The following is a 19,830-nucleotide window of genomic DNA, read 5'->3' as shown; positions in this document are numbered from 1 at the left end:
ATAGAGATAGCGGAGACGAATGTTTCCGTTCACTCCTCACACCACACTCCGCCCGGACTACTGTTCGGGCGGTTCCTTATGTTTGTAAATAAAATAAGAGAGCTTCTTTGCAAATGTACATCCTTGGACTTCCAAGCTGAGGTTTTTGCTATGGTAGAATTTTCACCAAGCTCAGATATTATTGGCGAAGGTTTTAGGCATGTCAACAGCCGCGCAAGTTACCGATTCTAGTTTCAAGCAAGAAGTACTCGACAGCGATGTACCTGTTTTAGTTGACTTTTGGGCACCGTGGTGCGGACCATGCCGTATGGTAGCTCCTGTTGTCGATGAAATCTCCGAACAGTACAAAGGTCAAATTAAGGTCGTCAAAGTCAACACGGATGAAAATCCTCAAGTTGCTAGTCAGTACGGCATCCGCAGTATTCCCACATTAATGATTTTTAAGGATGGAGCAAAAGTGGATATGGTGGTGGGGGCTGTGCCTAAAACTACATTAGCTACCACTCTCGAAAAGTATCTTTGAAACTCAATTGGCAATAAACTCCTCTTGAGTTATCCATCTTGTTCTAAGTTTAGGTTAATTTTTATAAACAAGTTTGAGAGGCGCGAATTTCTCGTCTCTCAAACTTATTTACGTTTGTATACAGTTTCAGAATATTTTTAGGAGTTTTCTAGCTCAAAAACAATTCCCTAATTCCCGTACTCCCAATTTCCACCGCTAGCGCTGCCAACAAAAAACCCAAAAGTTGAGTCACAATCACTCCACCTTCTGCACCAATCCACTGATCAATCAGATTTGCTAAACGCAAAATTAACCAAGTGATAAACATCGCCCCTAAGATACCCACCGCGACAGCAATATGCGGACTCTGTGATTTCGACATCAGCAACATCACCGTTGTCAAAGTCCCCGGCCCCGCTAACAGTGGTAAAGCTAGTGGAGTAATTGCAACATCGCGTCCTTCTTCAATAATCGGCTGATCTAATTCTCCCCGCAGCATTTGCAAAGCAATTAACAGCAACAATAGTCCTCCTGCTACTCGCAAAGAGCCGATACTGATTTCTAAGTAATTTAAAATTATTTGCCCTGCAAAGGCAAATAGCAAAAGAACTGCGATCGCAATGATAATTGCTTTATCTATAACTTTGTTTCTTTGGTCTGGCATCATGCCCTTAGTCAAAACTAAAACAATCGGTATATTGCCCACAGCATCCGCCAAGACAAACACAGCGATAAATGTTTGAATGAGAATAGAAATATCCACAGTAGACAGTTTTTATCAAGATTTGATCACAACTTAATCTTTATCTTGCTCAGTTTGCTATAACCCAGAGGAAGATTAAGATCAGCAATAAAACAAGTGTTTTAAAGAAAATCTTGGCTGACTGATTTCTAATTAAGTTCCACAGATGTTGAAGTAGCGATATATTTTGATAATCTATCTTCCATAAATCAACTGTTCGTTGTTGAATCTATGAAGTCTTATTTAGCCGCCGCTATTCAATTGACCAGTGTGCCCGATCTACAAAAAAATTTGGCACAGGCAGAAGAATTAATAGAGCTTGCCGTGCGTCAAGGTGCCCAATTGGTTGGTTTGCCAGAAAACTTTTCCTATATGGGAGAAGAAAAAGACAAACTCGCGCAAGGTGATGCGATCGCTCTTGAAAGTGAAAAATTTCTCAAAAAAATGGCTCAACGCTTTCAAATTACGATCTTGGGCGGCAGCTTTCCACTTCCCGTAGACAATACAGGCAAAGTTTATAACACCACTTTACTCATTGACCCAAACGGTCAAGAACTTGCCCGCTACTACAAAGTACACCTATTTGATGTTGATGTCCCCGACGGCAACACCTATCGGGAATCCAGCACGGTTGTAGCTGGTACAGAACTACCACCTGTCCATTTTTCCGAAAAACTTGGTAATTTAGGGCTTTCCATTTGTTATGATGTCCGCTTCCCGGAACTGTACCGCCATCTGGCAGATAAGGGAGCTGATGTTATCTTTATTCCCGCCGCCTTTACCGCCTTTACAGGCAAAGACCACTGGCAAGTACTACTACAAGCCAGAGCCATCGAAAACACCGCCTACGTCATTGCTCCTGCCCAAACAGGCAATAACTACGGTCGCCGTCTAACCCACGGCCACGCCGTTATTATCGACCCTTGGGGTGTAATTTTAGCCGATGCTGGAGAGAAACCGGGAATTGCGATCGCAGAAATCAAGCCAACTAGGTTAGAACAAGTCCGCCGTCAAATGCCCTCTTTACAGCATAGGGTGTTCTAGGGATTAGGGACTGGGGGCTGGGCACACGGAGAGCAATACCGCCTTTATGAATATAGGGCTTCTTGAATGGAAGCAATATACTAGGACTAGCCCTTTCAAGGTGGTGAAATTTAGAACGGAATTGGTTATTTCAACCTTCAAAAAGCCCAAAATCTGAGCGGAGGATTCAAGATGGTAGCACTGAAATAACGTATCTTCCTTGGCCAGCTTGAAAGGGCTAGGGCTGGGGGTTAGGTCTGTATTTCATGCAATTGAGAACTGCTATAAAATAAAAAACCGGGTATCTACCCGGTTTCTGACAACATTAAAATCCTTAGTTTTTTAGGAGCATAGCAGTACTATGCACCTATTTATTAGTTGTCAGAATTAAACTTTAGCAGCAGCTTTGGTAACAACATTGAGTTCACCTTTAGCATACTTAGCAGCAAAATCTTCCAAAGAAATCTGCTTAATCTTGCTTGCGTTACCAGCTGTGCCAAATTGCTGATAGCGTTCAGCACAAACTTTTTGCATGTATGTAATGGAAGGCTTGAGGAAGTGACGGGGGTCAAATTCCTCTGGTTTTTTAGCCAAAGCTTCACGGACAGCAGCAGTAATAGCCAAACGGTTGTCGGTGTCAATATTTACTTTCCGTACACCGCTCTTGATCCCTTTTTGGATTTCTTCTACAGGTACACCGTAGGTTTCAGGAATTGCACCACCATACTGGTTAATCAGTGCAAGCAAATCTTCAGGTACAGAAGAAGAACCGTGCATTACCAAGTGGGTGTTAGGCAGACGGCGGTGAATTTCTTCAATGCGGCTGATTGCCAAAATTTCCCCAGTCGGCTTGCGAGTAAACTTGTAAGCACCGTGGCTAGTGCCAATGGCAACAGCCAAAGCATCTACTTGGGTTGCTTCTACGAAGTCAACAGCTTCATCGGGGTCGGTTAGCAGTTGAGAGTGGTCAAGTGTACCTTCAAACCCGTGACCATCTTCAGCTTCACCAGCACCAGTTTCCAGAGAACCCAAACAACCGAGTTCACCTTCAACACTTACACCCAAAGCATGAGCTACATTTACAACTTCGCGGGTAACATTAACGTTGTACTCGAAGCTAGCGGGGGTCTTAGCATCAGCTTCTAAAGAACCATCCATCATCACGCTGGTGAAGTTGTTCTTAATTGCTGAGTAGCAGGTAGCAGGCGCATTACCATGATCCTGGTGCATGACAATGGGAATGTGAGGATAGGTTTCTACCGCTGCCAAAATTAGGTGGCGGAGGAAATTTTCTCCTGCATAATTACGAGCGCCGCGTGAAGCTTGTAAAATTACGGGGCTATCTGTCTCGACAGCAGCCTTCAGGATTGCCTGAATCTGCTCCAAATTGTTAACGTTGAAAGCTGGGATGCCGTAACCGTTTTCAGCTGCGTGATCCAACAGCAGCCGCAGTGGTACAAGCGCCATAGATAGTCCTCCTAATGTGGTTGTCAGCTAGTCGGTGTGAGAGAAGCGTAATTATTACGCTAAATCTTAAGAGTTTTTTCAACTTATAGGAAATTATAACTAGTGTCGTGTATCTATGTTGAAAAAGTTTATGCCATCGTTACTATAACTATGTTCTATACTCCTGTACTATGCACCATACTTGCTCTGTATTGCTGTACCTTTAGTTACCCTACAGTTAGTAGCTCTGGTAGCCCACTATCCAAAATGGCGATCGCTTTGAGATCGCTTCACCTTAAACCCACTAATGTCTGACAAATGCTATGAGGGTGTTTTCCCCTGAATATTGCATTTGGGATTATAATATGCTATGGTAATTAACTTCAATTTTCACGTCATCTGGAAAAACCCACGAAAACGTAACGCCCTAACCCCCTTCCCGATGCTCTAAGGGGGAACATTCAAAGTCTCTCTCCTTGCAGGAGAGAGAAATAGAAATGAGTGAAAAGTTAGGACAATTAACAGGGTGCGTTAGCCAAAGCATAAGGCACCCTACAGGCGTGGCAAGCCTAAAATGATGCATTAAGCGTAGGTTGGGTTGAGCAACGTGAAACCCAACATTCATCGGGGTATTGGATCTCATTCTTCGCTGCGCGACGCTGACGCGAAGGAGCCAACCGACAAAATTTATTGCACAAATTTAGCTTCGCGACGCTACTACAAAATCAAGCGATCGCACTATTTATGGAGTGCTCGTGTATTTTAGTACTCCATCAATGTTTTCGATTCCATTGATGCTAGTACGAGTTGATACAAAATTACCATTGATCTTACGACATTGACTAGAAATTTCCGCTCCCGCAACAGAAGTACCCGTACAAGAGAGGTTAAAGTTAGCTGTTTTTTGAGGATCAACTACCTTGAGAGTACCATCAATATTTTCAATTCCTTTCAAAGTGATGGCAGTGCTGTTGGGTGATTGATCCCGTTTTCTGCAAATAGCTGATAATACATTGTCCTTAATAGAGATATCTGAGCAGGTCTGTTGATAACTACTTGGAGCTGCTACAGCAGTTAAGGGACTAGCAATCACTGCAACGCAAAAAACAAAGATCAAAGCTGCGATCGCATTAATCAATCTACCTAACTTCATTTTAAACACTCCTGATGTTTCAGAATTTTTACGTAGAGATTAAGGTTGATTTTTTCATCTCTATACTCTAAAGACGATCTCAGTTATCAATTTCGGAATTTTTCGAGTTAGAGGTAATTTTTCTCTAAATAAATCCCCTCCCTGCCCATTGGTGTCAACTTAAGGGAACTCCAAAAAATAAATTATTCCACATTCAAGTCGTTGACTGTTGACTGTTGACTGTTGACTGAAAACTCGTGAACCGTCAACGGTCAACAGTGAACAATAGCAATGGAATATTTTTTTATCTGGAAGTCCCTAACGTAAAAGCCATGTCTCGCAAGGAACTGAAGTTTGCCTCGTCAAGAGTCTTCGACTGGAATGCCTAATTAGAGGCTCCGCCTCAAGACTAGGGGCAGAGCCGCAATTGAAGTGCATTTCCAGTTGGAGACTGGAAACGAGATTTGAAAAGGGTTTTAGCTTAAGTTGACACCAATGCTCCCTGCTCCCTTGGCTCTAGACTCAAGTACAATTCTTCTGCACCATAGCTTGTAACCGTTTAACAGCCTCCTTAACTTCCCCACGAGCCGGATAAAACAACTGTTGACTCAAAGCACTGCGATAAGCTGCGATCGCCTCGAAAGTATCCCCCAACCCTTCCAACGCTCTCCCTTGCCAGTAATCAGCCGTAGCCAAGTTAAACGGCTTCAGTTGGTGACTTTGCACACAAGCCTCTTGACACCACCGCCGACTAACCCCATCATCCCCCAGTTCTCGATAACTTTCTCCCAGCCACACCGCAGCAGGTACAGATTGCAGATAACCCCCCGCTACTGGCAAAAACTGCCATCCTTTTTCTAAAGCCGCGATCGCTTCTTGATGTTTAAGCGCCAAAGCCAATACCCGCCCATGACGAAACCAAGCATCAGCTAATTGGGGTTGGAGTTCCATTCCCTTGGCAGAAACACTACACCCTCGTTCAATCTCTTGAAAGCTTTCTACCAGCACTCGCCCCACCGTCGCCCAAACACTCCACCGTTCAGGAAAACGCTCAAGCATCTCTTCTAGTAGGGGTTGTAATTTTTCTAGTCGCCCAGCAACGGGCAAAATCTTACACAACGCCCGATAGATTTCACAATCGTCAGAATATAAACGATATGCTTTGAGCATCATCTCAGCCGCCGCCTGATATTCCCCCGTATGGAACAAGCACTGTCCATAGTAATACCAACCGCTAGGATAATTGGGGTGTTGCTGTGCAAACTCTGCTAATACCCCCACACCTTGCGCCCAATCTCCCCGGTAAAGATGATAATACGCTAGCGATTTGTAAGCTTCAGCTGCATGAGGAGCCTGTCGCAGCACAGAACCAATCAGCTTTTTAGTCTGCTTTCCTTCTTCACCGGATACCAATTTCATTCCGCAACGCCGATCTAATTGTCGTTGGAGTACCCGGAAATCATCGGGGGCTAAAGCGATCGCTTTATTTAACTGCTCCCTAGCTGCTTGAAAGTCCCCCATTGTCATCAGTGCATCATAGCTGTGAATCAAGGCGACAATATCATCTGGGTTGAGTGACAAAACCTGTAAAAAGGCTTTTAAAGCCCCAATCGGATTTTCTCTTTCCTTCTGTACTTGTCCTAATGCCAGCCAGTGAACGATTTTGTCAGGTTCTAGTTCAGCCGCAGCATCAAAAGCGATGATTGCTTTTTCGGTGTCATTTTTACAGACAGCAATTAATCCGCCTATGTGGTGGTGAGTTCCTTGATTACAAGATAATGCTAAGGCACTTCCATATAGCTCTATAGCTTCTGGTTCTCGTTTCATCATCTGCAAGATTTTCCCCAGTTGCAGCCGCACATTGATTAATTGAGGCTGTAACTCAATTACTTGGCGATACTCTGCGATCGCCTCTAGCCAAATTCCCATTCCGTAGAGCAAATCAGCTAGTTCTAATCGTTTCTTCCATCCTTGGGGATATTTCTGGACGTACTTACTTAAGGTTTTTAGCTTCTGGTCTTGTCTACTTGGCTTTTCGTCTAACACCAAGTGAATACTCATGTCCACCCCAGAAGACTGGGAGAACTGTACCAAGTATGTGGCAAGGTTTCCAACCATATCACGCTTACTTTATAATTTATTTCTTCGATGATGCTGTGTGTTGTTATTGCCGCTTCCCAGTCAGATGTCATGGTTTCATGAGGTTGGGACTCTTCCACCATCGGAATTACCGATTTTAAGGATGGCGAGAGGGAATTTAGAAAAGTGTCATCTTCCCCCGCCAGATACTTGTTTAAATGCTTTTGCAGAATAGTTTGCGCCTGTTTAACCCGCTTGCGAATGTTGTCTTCAGAGAGGGACAGTTCCTTGGCAATGTCTCTGTAGGACTTCTCTTGGCAATAGTGGAGAATAAAAGGATCGCGCAGTCTGGGAGGTAAGGACTCAATTCTGTGGTTCAGATATGCCCTCAGTTCATGACGGAAAATTTCTGACTCAGCAGATTCAAGGCTGCAAGTGGCTGCTTCATGAGCGACACATTGAATGTCCTCAATGTTTTCCATCCTTTCGCGCTGGCGTTTTCGATGAATATCGATGCAGAGGTTATGGGTTATTCGGCTCAACCAAGCTTTGGGATTGGTAATTTTCCCGGCATACTTTGGCCATTCATTCCAGGCTTTGAGCATTGCCTGACTCAGTGCATCTTCGGCATCTATGGGATTACCACTCATCCACCGTAAGCTACGACTGTAAAAATAATCTTGATATTGTGCCCATAATTGCCAAAAGTCGCGATCGCTCCCAGATAAACCCTGCGATCGCATTTGCTTTGACCATAGGTGGTTCTCAGTTTCCAGCCCTGCTAAGGAAATAAAGGCTTTTTGACCCAAATGTGCCTGCATTTACTACTTCCAGTTGAAAAGCTCAAACTCCTTTATTTATTCACTTTCAACATGCACTTAAGTATCCGTATAATTACTGAATTATACATAAAACTTAGTTAATTTCTATGAATCGGCAATCATTTTTATTTCTAGCGAAAAGCGATCGCTCATCCAAAAATTTTTCTTTAACAGAGCGATCGTATTCACAAATTTCCTAATAATAAAACTCACCTCTGCCTTCATCTCAAAAGCTTCAGCGAGCATTCCTTAAACTTTTATATGGGTCGCCCGGGATTCGAACCCGGAACTAATCGGTTAAAAGCCGAGTACTCTACCGTTGAGTTAGCGACCCTTTCGCTGCATTTCGCAACTTTGCCATCATAGCATATACATCTATAGATTTGTAAAGGGGTTTAGAAAAAATTTGCCGTTAACCGCACAGATGCTGTGTAGCTGCTTCCTGGTGCTAACACAGTCAGGTTATCACCAGTATTGAGAGAGTTACGGGTGGCACTCCACGGTTCTAAACAGTAGAATTCTTTGCCTTTGACTGTCCAAAATACCAGGTAGGTAGAGAAATCATCATAATCCAAGGTGAGTTTTAACTTCCGGCTGCCATCTATGGCAGTGGCCGATTGACTCGTTAACTGTCCAAAGGCAAAATCAATTTCATCACGGCTAAAGTCAAAATTGCCGTCAAAAGAGTGAATTTCCTTAGTTTGATTGTCTTGATACTGCTTAGAGGGAATTTCAAGCTTTAGCTGAGTTTTATCACCACACAGAAAGTAGGGATGGAAACCAGCCGAAAAGGGCATTGGTGTAGATGACAAGTTTTTATACTGCTGGCGGACTTCTAGAGTATTACCTTGAAGTTCGTAGGTGAAAGCCAGCTGAAAATCAAAAGGATAAACTGCCTTAGTTTGCTCATTGCTATCAAGAACGACAGTGAGACTAGCTTTATCTCCAGTTTCTTGTTCTGTTGCTTTCCAGGGCAATTCACGGGCAAACCCGTGTTGTTTGAGTGTATATTGTTGCCCGTTGTGAGTGTAAGTATTATCTGGTAAATTGCCACAAATAGGAAACAAAATTGGATTCCCACCTCTAACACTCAACTCAGGATGAGTAAAGCGTTCAGTGTCCAGGTAGAAAATTTCTTGCCCTTGAATGCGCCAACGGGTGATGATCCCACCACGTTCTGGTACGACTTCCAACTGAGAACCTGCGGCTTCGTCAGAAAGAATGTACGTCTTGTACTGTTGCTGTTGAACTGCAATACTAAACACAAATTTTAGTCCTGGGTATAAGGATAGTTAGGAGTTAGGAGTTGTGAGTTAAGAGTTAAAAATTCCTAACTCTTTTTAGTCTTGGGTATAGGATAGTTAGGAGTTGTAAGTTAGAAGTTAACAATTCCTAACTCCTAACTCCTAACTCCTAACTCCTAACTCCTAACTCCTAACTTTGTTACTCGTCTTCTGCAAACACGAAACGATATAACTCGCTGGGGTCTGGTTCGGGGCTGCTTTCGGCGAACTTAACTGCTTCGTCGATTACATCCTGAATTTTACGATCAATTGCTTTGATTTCTCCCTCATCCGCCAGATTTTGCTCCAGCAAATAAGCTGCCAACTTCTTAATTGGGTCACGGGCGAACCAAAATTCTTTTTCCGCTTTGCTTCGCATTTCATCTGGGTCAGCCAAAGAGTGACCCCGGAAGCGGTAGGTAAGCGCCTCAATTAATGTTGGCCCTTCACCTGCGCGGGCACGGGCTACGGCTTCTTGGGCCACGGCTCGGACTGCTAATACATCCATGCCATCTACTTCCACGCCCACCATGTTAAATGCACTGGCTTTTTTATAAATCTCTGGCTGAGAAGTGGCTCGTTCGTGAGACATCCCAATAGCCCACTTATTATTTTCAACCACAAACAGAATTGGCAGTTTCCATAAGGCTGCCATATTCAGCGTCTCGAAAAACTGACCGTTGTTAGCTGCACCGTCGCCAAAAAAGCAAGCTGTCACTTGGTCAGCATTTTTATCTCCCAGCACTTCGCGGCGGTATTTGCTCGTGAAAGCCGCCCCAGCTGCTACAGGAATTCCCTCAGCCACAAAAGCATAGCCACCTAGCAAACGATGTTCAGCAGAAAACATGTGCATGGAACCACCGCGCCCTTTGCTGCAACCTGTGGCTTTGCCAAATAATTCTGCCATTACCTCTCTTGCTGGTACTCCCGCACTCAGAGCATGAACGTGGTCGCGGTAAGTACTACAAACGTAATCTTCACCCGGTCGCATTGACTGCACAACACCACTGCAAACGGCTTCTTGACCGTTGTACAAATGGACAAAACCAAACATTTTGCCTCTGTAGTACATTTCAGCGCACTTGTCTTCAAACAAGCGCCCTAGTACCATGTCCTCATACAACCGTAACCCTTCTTCCTTAGTAATATGCGTAGTAGCAGGATTAAATGTGGGTAAAGTACGCTCTTGAACCATTATTTTTGAGTATCCCTGTTGTACAAGTTAAAAGTTACGGTCTTAAATAAGTTGGTCTGATAACACCTCAGCTTTTAACAGGCTAGCGTTTGTAAGACTCAACAATCAAACTTTATTTATGCACCAAAAAAGGGTCTTAGGGAATAGCTGAATTTTTAATTTTTTGATTTTTAACTTTTCAGCCCATGTCCCATGAGGATTTGACTCCAACGGCAACATCTGCCGCTTTAGGTTTTTCTTCACTATTCCCCCTCATAGACTAGCAATCAAGATAGACTGCTTTCTGCATATCCATTAACAATTTAAAAAAAAGGAGGCAAAAATCTATCTGACTTTTCACGGGGTCTGGAAAACCTCACTTCTATTTCTCTCTCCTACAAGGAGAGAGACTTTGAATTTCCCCCCTTCCCGACACGGGAAGGGGCTGTTCTTGTTAGGTCTGTATTGCAGTAAACAAAGAAGGGCTATATATACCCAAATAGGTAATTGTAATTAAAGGTAAATTATGATATTATTTGCTTCTCTAGTTATCAGGGTCAACTCCCAATAGTGGTATTTTTGTTACCTCGTAGTGGGGAAAGTCCCAAAAAAATCAATCATCAATAGATTCTTGCAACCACAACAATTATGCCGTGATTAAAAGCGGTAGTTGTGGTTTGTGCTATCGAAGGCTGATAATAGTTGTGTTAAACAAAAATACTAAGAATTAAGATAAACAATTGAGGCTTTCTAGTCGAAAGCAAAAAATTAGTACTAGAATGTGACTCAAAATTTCGGGAAGGTACAAAACAAGTTGTTGCAATATACACTTGTAGAGTAAATTCTATACGGCATTGTTATGGCACGGTTTTACAGGCCTGGAACGCTCTAGGTGAATTATGTTGATCACGGTGCAGGGGAAGTAGGCTGTGCGAATTCCGCTAGATTACTACCGAATTTTAGGACTACCGTTGGCGGCAAGTGATGAACAATTGCGGCAGGCATACAGCGATCGCATTGTACAATTGCCTCGACGTGAGTATTCTCAGGCAGCAATTTCTTCTCGTAAACAACTCATAGAAGAAGCTTACGTGGTTTTATCAGATCCAAAACAACGCAGTACCTACGATCATCTCTATCTTGCCCACGCCTATGACCCTGATAACCTTGCTGCTGCCGCAGTAGCAAAGGAAAATCGTCCAGAAAGCACCAAAAGGGGTAGCGACACCCAAAGTCTCGGCATCGAAATTAGCCAAGACGAATTAGTTGGCGCTTTATTAATTTTGCAAGAGTTGGGCGAATACGAGCTTGTATTGAAACTAGGTCGTCCATACCTGATCAATAAAAATGGTGCTAAAAGTGTAATAAAAAGTAATAATTTAGCAGACGAAGAAATATACCAAAGCGCTGAACATCCAGATGTTGTTCTTACTGTTGCCCTGGCGTGTCTCGAATTAGGTCGTGAACAATGGCAGCAAGGTCACTACGAAAATGCCGCCATATCCCTAGAAACTGGTCAAGAACTGCTAGTACGTGAAGGGTTATTCGCCAGTGTCCAGGCAGAAATTCAGGCGGATCTTTACAAATTGCGACCATATCGAATTTTGGAGTTGTTGGCACTACCTCAAGAAAAGACTGCCGAACGACGCCAAGGCTTGGAATTATTGCAAAACCTCTTAGAAGATCGTGGTGGCATTGATGGCACGAACAATGATGAATCTGGTTTAAATATAGATGACTTTCTGCGATTTATCCAGCAGTTACGCAACCACCTAACAGTCGCAGAACAGCACAAGTTATTTGAAGCTCAAAGCAAACGTCCTTCTGCTGTTGCCACTTACTTGGCTGTTTATGCCTTGATAGCACGCGGATTTGCTCAACGGCAACCTGCTTTAATTCGGCAAGCAAGGCAAATGCTGATCCGTTTGGGCAAGCGCCAAGATGTACATTTAGAACAGTCGCTATGTGCATTACTCTTGGGACAAACTGAAGAAGCAACTCGTGTTTTAGAACTTAGTCAGGAGTACGAAGCTTTAGCTTTTATTCGGGAAAAATCTCAAGACTCTCCAGATTTGTTACCGGGGCTGTGTCTATATGCAGAACAGTGGTTGCAACACGAAGTATTTCCCCATTTTAGAGATTTAGCAAACCAGCAAGCTTTTCTAAAAGATTACTTTGCTAACCAACAGGTACAAGCTTATTTAGAAGCATTGCCAACTGATGCAGAAACAACTAATGAATGGGCTGTAATTAACCCCCAATATTTTCCTCAGCCCAAGACAAATAATCCTCCTTTCCACAACAATTCAACTAGGACTTCAACGCAATTTAATCACAGCAGAACACCTGACCCAGATTTGCCAAAAACATCAATAAAAGAAACGTCCGAATATCCAAACTTCTCACCACATATATCGAATTCATCTGGAAGTGTAAAATCAGACATTCCTGCTGCTGAACGGATGAGCAGAGGCACTAATCAGCATTTAAACGGTTCAGCTAAAAGTGCTGCACCCGCTCATAACCAAAAGCGTAGGCAAAGAAAACCCACTCCATCTGCTAGCCGAGAGCGTGTACCAGATAATCGTCCTCATTCTCGTCGTCCCCGGCGGCGGCGAACTTTTGCTAACACCATCGAAGGGAAAACACGGCTGGTATGGAGAGTGTTTATTTCTTTGGTGAGTCTATTAGTTCTCTGGGTGGTAGCCACAACAACTTTTGGATGGTTAAAAAATCTGTTTTTTCCTCCACCCTCTCTGCGTGGTATAGAGTTGTTTGTAGAGATGAATCAACCACCAGTATCTATTCCTGATCCAAATGATAAACCACAAGCAACAGATGGCCTTTTAACAAATGCAACGGCAGAGGAAGTTATTCGGACTTGGTTCTCGACCAAAGCCGCAGCTTTCGGGCCGAATCATGAAATTAATAATTTAGAGCAGATTTTAACTGGTTCAGCTTTGTCTCAATCGCGGCAGACTGGTGAACAGTATAAATTAGAAAACCAATATTACAAGTATGACCATAGTCTGAAGATAGAATCTGTAGAGAAAAGTGATTTATTTGCAGAGCGTGCCGTAGTGAAAGCTACGGTTAAGGAAGCAAAGCAGTTATATGAAAATGGTCAGTTTCAAAAATCTTATAACGAGGATTTGCGAGTTCAATATGATTTGATTCGAGAACAAGGTAAATGGCGCATCCAGAGTATATATGCTGTCAATCAGATAATTAGATAAGTTTGAATTTTTAGGCGATTTCTACGACAAACTCCCGTGCTGAATCGTTATCTTGGAAGGCTTTAACAATTAATTCAGTAATTTGGCAATTAAACAATATAACATTTTACTCCTGAGAAGATAACTCTTCATGAAGATTGTCTTGAAGACCTGAGTTCGACGTAAGAAAATGCCCAAAAGGCTTAGAGATAAAGCTTTTCGCTGAAAAATACACTCGATCTTTGTTCTCAACAAGGCTCCTATAATGATAATAAACATTCTATTCTCAACAAATACGTTTAATTCTCAATAATTGCTGTGAGAAAGCGCCTATATCAAATTTCTTATATCGAACTCAGGTTAAATAAAGTAAAATTTTTATCAAATATAATTTAAGCGTTCAGACTGACTACCTATTTAAAATCCTCATCTAGCATTTATAGATACTTTTGCAAAGCAGAGATTTTGTAAGCAGAATTATTTTCAGTGACACCCCAAACTGTGCATTTGAGTCAAGCAAGTGCGGCGGAAGTTTTGAATACTGGTTCGTTCACACAGATACACTTTGTAAGGGTGGTAAGCTAACTTAACAAAAATGCCAAATCTGAGGTTGAGATATTAAGTTATCAGCTTCAATCGGGGGCAACAACTTTGTTATCGTGATGATGGTTAATTGACCAACGGTGATCAACTGTCATAGAGGAAAACTCGCAAATTTCTTCTAGGCGTTTTTGCTGCACGGCAGCTTTACGCAGAGTAATAATGAGTTGATTTACCTGATGCCGTAAATCTGGATTATCATTTACAGCTAACATGGTTTGTCTTTCTAAAAGTTGAAGTATAAGTTCGTAGTGAATAGGAGATGGTAGAGGAATTTGCTCCATGAAGTTAAACTTTGATTTCATATTTGAGATTTTGTATTAGTCATTTGTCTTTTGTAAATAAATTGTTACATAATAAATAACTACTCGCTTATGGCTTTGATTTGATTAGCAATGAAGATTTGGCAAAGATATGATGATAAGCTGATATCCGTCTAAATTATATAAACATTCTTTATAATCGTTAATGGTTGACGGTTGACGGTTGACGGTTGACGGTTATCGGTCATCAGTCAACCGTCAACAGTCATCAGGTAAATGTACAATATTATTTGCGTAACAGCTTATTTGATGGCAATGTGCTGCGTGTTCACGCATAGTGTACCCAATTTAGCAACTATTATATGCAGTTAGTTGCCGTATGCTAAGAGGCGTAGGGGAGGTGTATTATTTCAGAAATTCCTCGGCAATATATGAGCGATCGCAGCGCCGGGATCTGGTTGTTTTACCAAAGATTCTCCAATTAATACGGCGGATGCACCTGCTGTCAGCACCAAACTCAAATCATCTGGGTTGTGTAGTCCTGACTCGCTGACAACAAGGATGTTTTTCTCCTGCAATTGGCTACCCCTTGCGGCTAAAAGTTGGCAAGTAGTTTGCAAGTCAACAGAGAAATCTTCCAAATTGCGATTATTGATTCCGACTAAGGAGACGCCATCTAAGGCTAACACACGGTCAAGTTCCGCCAAACTATGGACTTCAACCAAGGTTGCCATTTTTAGGTTGTTAGCAATTTTAAGGAAGTATTTCAAATCTTGATCGCTCAAAATAGCCGCAATCAACAAAATCGCATCTGCACCCTGAACCCGCGCTAAGTATATCTGATAAGCATAAACGACAAACTCTTTGCACAGTAGGGGCAAATCTACGGCAGCCCGAACCTTGGCTAAGTTGTCAAAACTACCTTGAAAGAACTTCACATCTGTTAGCACAGAAAGACAACTAGCGCCACCTTGCTGATAAGAAAGGGCGATCGCTACTGGGTCAAAATCTTCTCGTAAAATACCTTTGCTAGGTGAAGCTTTTTTAACTTCGGCAATCAATGCTGGCTTAGTCTTACCTTGGCGCAAGGCGGCGACAAAATCACGGGTTGGCGGCGCAGTCAGTACCCGCTTCCGTAATTCTTGCAAAGGAACTTTTTCCCGCATTTGGTCATATTCTACTTCTTTCTGCCAGACAATTTCTTCCAAGATGTTGTTTGGCGCCGCATCAGGCACGACAGCCTGATAACGTAATATCGATACATCAATAGCTGGGTTAGGTGAACGGCGACGGATTTGCATAATTAGTTAGGAGTTAGGAGTTGGGAGTTAGGAGTTAGGAGTTGGGAGTTAGGAGTTAGGAGAGACGCGATTAATCGCGTCTGTACAGGAGTATTGAGTAGAGACGCGATGAATCGCGTCTGTACAGGAGTTAGAGATTATTAATTCCTCACTCCTAACTTTTCACTTCTAACTTTTAGATGGCTCGTTTATAAGCTTCGTCTAGCACTTCCGAAAGTGTCGGGTGGGCGTGAACTAGATGTGCGAGACTTTGGACAGATTGACGGTTTGCGATCGCAGCTGAGGCTTCATGAATTAAGTCTGAGGCGTGCAGTCCAAAAATGTGGACGCCCAAGACTTCTCCGGTGTCTTTGCGATATATCACCTTGGCAATCCCATCGGCTTCATTTTCTGCCAAGGCTTTGGAATTTCCTTTGAAGTAACTCCGACTGGTGGCGATTTCAAACCCTTCGGTTTGTCCTAACTCCTTAGCTGCGGTTTCTGTTAAGCCCACATAGCTAACTTCTGGGTGGGTAAACGCCGCCGCCGGGATGCTGCGATAGTCTACTATTCTTTCCCTCCCAACTATATTTTCTACGGCGATAATGCCTTGAGCAGAAGCCGCATGTGCCAACATCATCTTCCCATTAGCGTCGCCAATTGCCCACAAATGCGGCACGACTTCACCAGATGATAGTACTGCCATGCGATCGTCAACTGGGATAAAATTCCGCCGATCCAGTTCCACTCCCACAGATTCTAAACCAAGATTTTTGGTCGCTGGGATGCGTCCTGTAGCCACCAAGCAAGCATCTACTTCGATGACATCTACATCTTCTTTGGTTTTGAAATCTGCTAACTCAATCACCACTGGTGAACCTGGAATGACTTTTTTAGCGTATATTCCCACTTTGGTTTCAATATCGCGGGGAGTAATTAGCACCCGTTCGGCAAGTTTGGCAATATCTCGGTCAAATCCTGGCATTAACTGATCTAGGGCTTCAATCAAGGTGATTTCGCAACCCAAAGCTGAGTAAATATCAGAAAATTCTAAGCCGATGTAACCACTGCCAATAATTGCCACCCAGTCTGGTAGCGACTCCAACTTAACGCCTTGATCGCTGGTAAAGACAGTTTTGCCGTCTACTTCAATCCCTGGAGGCACAAAAGGAATTGAACCAGGGGAAAGGATGATGTCTTTGGCTGTGATGGTTTTTTCACCGCCGTCTCCGGTAACAGAGACTTTTTGCGCCCCAGCGATTTTTCCCCAGCCGTTGATAATATCGACTTTTAGACGTTTGAGGCTATTGGTTAAGTCGCCTTGAATTTTTGAGACGAGATTGTTAGCATGATTAGCGATCGCTTCACGATCAAATTCCACGCTACCAATTTGAATTCCCAGTGACTTCAGGTGGTGGGCATTGCGTAACTCCCGCACACGTCCAGATGCTGCTAGTAGCGCCTTAGAAGGAATACAGCCCCGATTAACACAGGTTCCTCCCATATCAGCAGCTTCAATAATCGCTGTTTTTAGACCGCAATTTACGGCGTGTAAGGCTGCGCCATGTCCGCCTACACCAGCGCCGATAATTACTAAATCGTAATCAAATCCTTGACTCACGTTAGTTTCCCTGTGTGCTTCGCCTATTTATTCTCAACTTGACCGACAATCAGTGCAACCCCTTTAACAGTTATCAGTTTTATCGCTTCACTCTAAATCCCTCACAATACACCATCAGAACTGTTTACTAATTTCAGGTTCGGGTGTTGCTTCAAATTATGATTCACTTGCTTTTAACGAAAATATGGATGTTTTCAGTAATTATAGTCAAATCTATATACTTATTTTTTTGATACTACAAAACTCTACAAGCGTTATCGATACTCCAAACTCCAAACTCCAAACTCCAAACTCCAAACTCCTAACCCCTAACCCCTAACCCCTAACTCCCAACTCCAAACTCCAAACTCCAAACTCCTAACCCCTAACCCCTAACCCCTAACTCCTAACCCCTAACTCCTAACCCCTAACTCCTAACCCCTAACTCCTAACTCCTAACTCCTAACTCCTAACTCCTAACTCAGCCCTGTTTTGCCCAATGCCGATAACTTTGAATTTCTTTACAGCGCGTTAGCCTAACACTAAGCTGGATTTAGGATTCATCCAGAAGATTTACGCAGGCGATCGCTCGATGTCTATTCCCCAAATTACTGAATTTACTATCCGCCGTCATGCTAACGCTAAATCTTTCCAACGCGGCGAGGCATACTATGAGGCTGGTGCTGTCAATGCTATTATCCAACGCGGTCATATCCTTCAGGCAGATGTTATAGGCACTGAAACTAAACCTTATCATGTCAACCTGAGTTTCGATAGCAGTGGGTTAACCTCAGCAAACTGCACCTGTGCTTACAACTTTGACGGGTGGTGCAAACACATTGTAGCGACGATGCTTGTTTGTGCGCGTAATCCAGAAAACATTGAGCAGCGCCCTACCCTAGAACAACTACTTAATCGCCTGGATTATATCCAAACTCAAAGATTGCTGCAAGACTTGGTAACAGAACATCCACAACTAATTGAGGCGATTGACCGGCATGTAAGTTGGATGACGAATCCTACTGACAAGCAAACAACCACAAAACCCTTGCTCCACATTACTATTGATCCGGCTCCCTTTCGGCGGCAAGTACGGCAGATTCTCAAAGATACCGTCCGCTACTTTGAGGAGGGGTGTGAAGAAGATCCAATTGGTGAAGAATTGCTAAGTGTAGTGGAAACTGCGGTAGATTTTAGCGAACGGGGAGAGGGTGAGAATGCGATCGCTATTTTAGAAGCGATTACCTCTACCTGTGTGGAAAATTGGGATGATGTTGCAGAATACGGTGCTGAAAATGATCAACTTGTCGGGGAATTAAATCATGCTTGGTGTGAAGCAATTCTCAGTGCTGAACTCACCCCAGAAGAAAAAGTTGATATTCAAATAAATTTAGAAGCTTGGCAAGATGAGTGGAATGTTGATTTTGGCATGATTATGGAGGCTTTACGCCAAGGTTGGGATTATCCCCCACTGGTGCAAGTTCTCCAAGGTAATATTACCGAAAGGGGAGCTTGGGAAGAAGACGTGCCAGATTACGCGGATGATTTGGCACTAATTCGGCTAAAAATCCTCGAACGTCAGGAACGTTACCAAGAATACTTATATTTAGCAGAAGCAGAAGGGCAAACCCAGCATTATCTGACAATGCTAGGGCGTTTAGGCAGGGTAGAAGAAGCAATTGATGCTGCTCAAACCCAGATGAACTCAATGGAAGAGGCTTTTGCCCTAGCGAAAACACTAAGCATTCAAGGGGCATTACAGCAAGCACTAAATATAGCCCAGAGTGGATTAAATTTACCAGGTAATTGTCAGTATGAATTGGGGATTTGGACAAGTGATTTGGCTATTGAGTTGGGTGATAGTGAAGCTGCTTTATTAGCAATCAAGGCGGCTTTTCAAGTTAAGCCCTCCTTTTTTGACTACCAAAAGATGGCAGAATTGGCTGGAGAAAATTGGGAAAGTGTCAAAACAGACCTGCTGAGAATTATTCGTACTGATAGTGGTGGGGGAACAGAATCAGCCAAGGTGGATATATTCTTGCATGAGGGGCTAATTGATGATGCAATTGCGATCGCTAGTGAACTCAGTTCTTATAATTCAGAATTGATTCACCGAGTCATGGATGCTGCTATCCCTCACAATCCTAATTGGGTGATTGCGAATGCTCGTCGCCGTGCCGAAAAGATTATGGATGCAGGTAAAGCCGAATACTACTACTACGCAGTTGAATGGTTGAAAAAGGCACGTAACGCCTACTTGGAATCTGGAAAGAAAGGAGACTGGTTAAGCTATCGTCAAAACTTGATGCAAACCCACGCCCGTAAACGTAAATTGATGGGAATGTTTCAGCAAAGGGATATGCAGTAACCCCAAACCATAATAAAACGCAAGTTTGCCTACTTTTAACAAGGGGATTTTGCCCCAAGTCTTGTTAGTTGAGATAGTAAGGGACTTCCAAGTAAAAAAATATTCCATTGCTATTGTTCACTGTTGGCCGTTGACGGTTCACGAGTTTTCAGTCAACAGTCAACACTCAACACTCAACACTCAACACTCAACAGTCAACAGTTTGCTTATGCAGATCAAACACCATCAATGTTTTAAGTCTGCAATAACCAGTTGATTTAGCTTTTAAATTGAGATTTGCCCAAAATATCAACTTTAGTGAC

At 43.0% G+C, this 19,830-nt stretch carries 15 protein-coding genes and 1 tRNA gene; 4 read left to right on the top strand and 12 right to left on the bottom strand.

The features are described 5' to 3' along the window. The first annotated feature begins 199 nt into the window (after nt 1-199). The gene (trxA, locus tag D1367_RS09470) at nt 200-523 is read left to right on the top strand and encodes a thioredoxin (RefSeq protein WP_118166088.1); all 324 of its coding nucleotides are present in this window, start codon (nt 200-202) and stop codon (nt 521-523) included. 148 nt (nt 524-671) lie between these two features. Here trxA and D1367_RS09465 read toward each other — a convergent pair whose 3' ends face one another. Beyond that, nucleotides 672-1,265, bottom strand: coding sequence for a MarC family protein (locus D1367_RS09465; protein ID WP_118166085.1), 594 nt, complete (start codon nt 1,263-1,265; stop codon nt 672-674). A 210-nt stretch (nt 1,266-1,475) separates the two neighbouring features. On the opposite strand from D1367_RS09465, the gene D1367_RS09460 reads away from it, so the two are divergent. Next, on the top strand, nt 1,476-2,288 hold the full coding sequence (locus tag D1367_RS09460) for a carbon-nitrogen hydrolase family protein (protein WP_118166082.1): 813 nt from the start codon (nt 1,476-1,478) through the stop codon (nt 2,286-2,288). A 366-nt stretch (nt 2,289-2,654) separates the two neighbouring features. Here D1367_RS09460 and fba read toward each other — a convergent pair whose 3' ends face one another. From fba to pdhA, 8 genes are all read right to left on the bottom strand, one after another. Further along, nucleotides 2,655-3,734 carry a class II fructose-bisphosphate aldolase gene (gene fba / locus D1367_RS09455; protein ID WP_100898838.1) on the bottom strand — a complete coding sequence of 360 codons (1,080 nt, stop codon included), beginning with the start codon at nt 3,732-3,734 and terminating at the stop codon, nt 2,655-2,657. Between the two features lie 721 nt (nt 3,735-4,455). Further along, nucleotides 4,456-4,866 carry a mannose-binding lectin gene (locus tag D1367_RS09450; protein ID WP_118166079.1) on the bottom strand — a complete coding sequence of 137 codons (411 nt, stop codon included), beginning with the start codon at nt 4,864-4,866 and terminating at the stop codon, nt 4,456-4,458. 501 nt (nt 4,867-5,367) lie between these two features. Continuing rightward, nucleotides 5,368-6,906, bottom strand: coding sequence for a tetratricopeptide repeat protein (locus D1367_RS09445; protein ID WP_118166076.1), 1,539 nt, complete (start codon nt 6,904-6,906; stop codon nt 5,368-5,370). After that, nucleotides 6,903-7,745: an RNA polymerase sigma factor gene (locus D1367_RS09440; protein WP_118166073.1), complete on the bottom strand. Its 843-nt coding sequence runs from the start codon at nt 7,743-7,745 to the stop codon at nt 6,903-6,905. The genes D1367_RS09445 and D1367_RS09440 overlap by 4 nt, the downstream gene beginning before the upstream one ends. Before the next feature lie 105 nt (nt 7,746-7,850). After that, nucleotides 7,851-7,991, bottom strand: coding sequence for a hypothetical protein (locus tag D1367_RS30655; protein WP_181985122.1), 141 nt, complete (start codon nt 7,989-7,991; stop codon nt 7,851-7,853). Nucleotides 7,992-8,007: 16 nt separating this feature from the next. Continuing rightward, nucleotides 8,008-8,079 (bottom strand) — tRNA-Lys (locus D1367_RS09435). Nucleotides 8,080-8,140: 61 nt separating this feature from the next. Next, complete coding sequence (locus tag D1367_RS09430; RefSeq protein WP_118166070.1) at nt 8,141-9,010, bottom strand: aldose epimerase family protein; 870 nt, start codon at nt 9,008-9,010, stop codon at nt 8,141-8,143. Nucleotides 9,011-9,188: 178 nt separating this feature from the next. Next, nucleotides 9,189-10,223: a pyruvate dehydrogenase (acetyl-transferring) E1 component subunit alpha gene (gene pdhA / locus D1367_RS09425; RefSeq protein WP_118166067.1), complete on the bottom strand. Its 1,035-nt coding sequence runs from the start codon at nt 10,221-10,223 to the stop codon at nt 9,189-9,191. A gap of 908 nt (nt 10,224-11,131) precedes the next feature. Between pdhA and D1367_RS09420 the strand changes: the two genes are divergently transcribed. Continuing rightward, nucleotides 11,132-13,438, top strand: a complete 2,307-nt coding sequence (locus tag D1367_RS09420; RefSeq protein ID WP_118166064.1) for an IMS domain-containing protein — start codon at nt 11,132-11,134, stop codon at nt 13,436-13,438. Between the two features lie 611 nt (nt 13,439-14,049). On the opposite strand, the gene D1367_RS09415 is transcribed toward D1367_RS09420, so the two are convergent. The 3 genes from D1367_RS09415 to lpdA form a co-directional block, all read right to left on the bottom strand. Next, complete coding sequence (locus tag D1367_RS09415) at nt 14,050-14,301, bottom strand: DUF5340 domain-containing protein (protein WP_100903113.1); 252 nt, start codon at nt 14,299-14,301, stop codon at nt 14,050-14,052. Nucleotides 14,302-14,690: 389 nt separating this feature from the next. Then, nucleotides 14,691-15,581: an indole-3-glycerol phosphate synthase TrpC gene (trpC, locus tag D1367_RS09410; protein ID WP_118166062.1), complete on the bottom strand. Its 891-nt coding sequence runs from the start codon at nt 15,579-15,581 to the stop codon at nt 14,691-14,693. A 175-nt stretch (nt 15,582-15,756) separates the two neighbouring features. After that, a complete protein-coding gene (lpdA, locus tag D1367_RS09405; protein ID WP_118166059.1) occupies nt 15,757-17,181 on the bottom strand; it encodes a dihydrolipoyl dehydrogenase in 1,425 nt (474 codons plus the stop codon). Between the two features lie 571 nt (nt 17,182-17,752). Here lpdA and D1367_RS09400 point away from each other — a divergent pair. Then, nucleotides 17,753-19,528 (top strand): SWIM zinc finger family protein, encoded by a 1,776-nt coding sequence (locus D1367_RS09400; protein ID WP_181985121.1) that lies wholly within the window; start codon nt 17,753-17,755, stop codon nt 19,526-19,528. The last annotated feature ends 302 nt before the right edge of the window (nt 19,529-19,830 follow it).

The organism is Nostoc sphaeroides (assembly GCF_003443655.1).
In the GTDB taxonomy this organism is placed as follows: domain Bacteria; phylum Cyanobacteriota; class Cyanobacteriia; order Cyanobacteriales; family Nostocaceae; genus Nostoc; species Nostoc sphaeroides.
The sequence above is the reverse complement of the archived record's forward strand: the minus strand, read 5'-3'. Positions and strand labels throughout refer to the sequence as shown.

What these genes read in the sequence shown, in the direction of transcription:
- trxA (WP_118166088.1), top strand. Translation starts at nt 200, where the DNA reads ATGTCAACAGCCGCGCAAGTTACCGATTCTAGTTTCAAGCAAGAAGTA.
- D1367_RS09460 (WP_118166082.1), top strand. Translation starts at nt 1,476, where the DNA reads ATGAAGTCTTATTTAGCCGCCGCTATTCAATTGACCAGTGTGCCCGAT.
- fba (WP_100898838.1), bottom strand. Translation starts at nt 3,734, where the DNA reads ATGGCGCTTGTACCACTGCGGCTGCTGTTGGATCACGCAGCTGAAAAC.
- D1367_RS09450 (WP_118166079.1), bottom strand. Translation starts at nt 4,866, where the DNA reads ATGAAGTTAGGTAGATTGATTAATGCGATCGCAGCTTTGATCTTTGTT.
- D1367_RS09445 (WP_118166076.1), bottom strand. Translation starts at nt 6,906, where the DNA reads ATGAGTATTCACTTGGTGTTAGACGAAAAGCCAAGTAGACAAGACCAG.
- D1367_RS09440 (WP_118166073.1), bottom strand. Translation starts at nt 7,745, where the DNA reads ATGCAGGCACATTTGGGTCAAAAAGCCTTTATTTCCTTAGCAGGGCTG.
- D1367_RS30655 (WP_181985122.1), bottom strand. Translation starts at nt 7,991, where the DNA reads ATGCTCGCTGAAGCTTTTGAGATGAAGGCAGAGGTGAGTTTTATTATT.
- pdhA (WP_118166067.1), bottom strand. Translation starts at nt 10,223, where the DNA reads ATGGTTCAAGAGCGTACTTTACCCACATTTAATCCTGCTACTACGCAT.
- D1367_RS09415 (WP_100903113.1), bottom strand. Translation starts at nt 14,301, where the DNA reads ATGGAGCAAATTCCTCTACCATCTCCTATTCACTACGAACTTATACTT.
- trpC (WP_118166062.1), bottom strand. Translation starts at nt 15,581, where the DNA reads ATGCAAATCCGTCGCCGTTCACCTAACCCAGCTATTGATGTATCGATA.
- D1367_RS09400 (WP_181985121.1), top strand. Translation starts at nt 17,753, where the DNA reads ATGTCTATTCCCCAAATTACTGAATTTACTATCCGCCGTCATGCTAAC.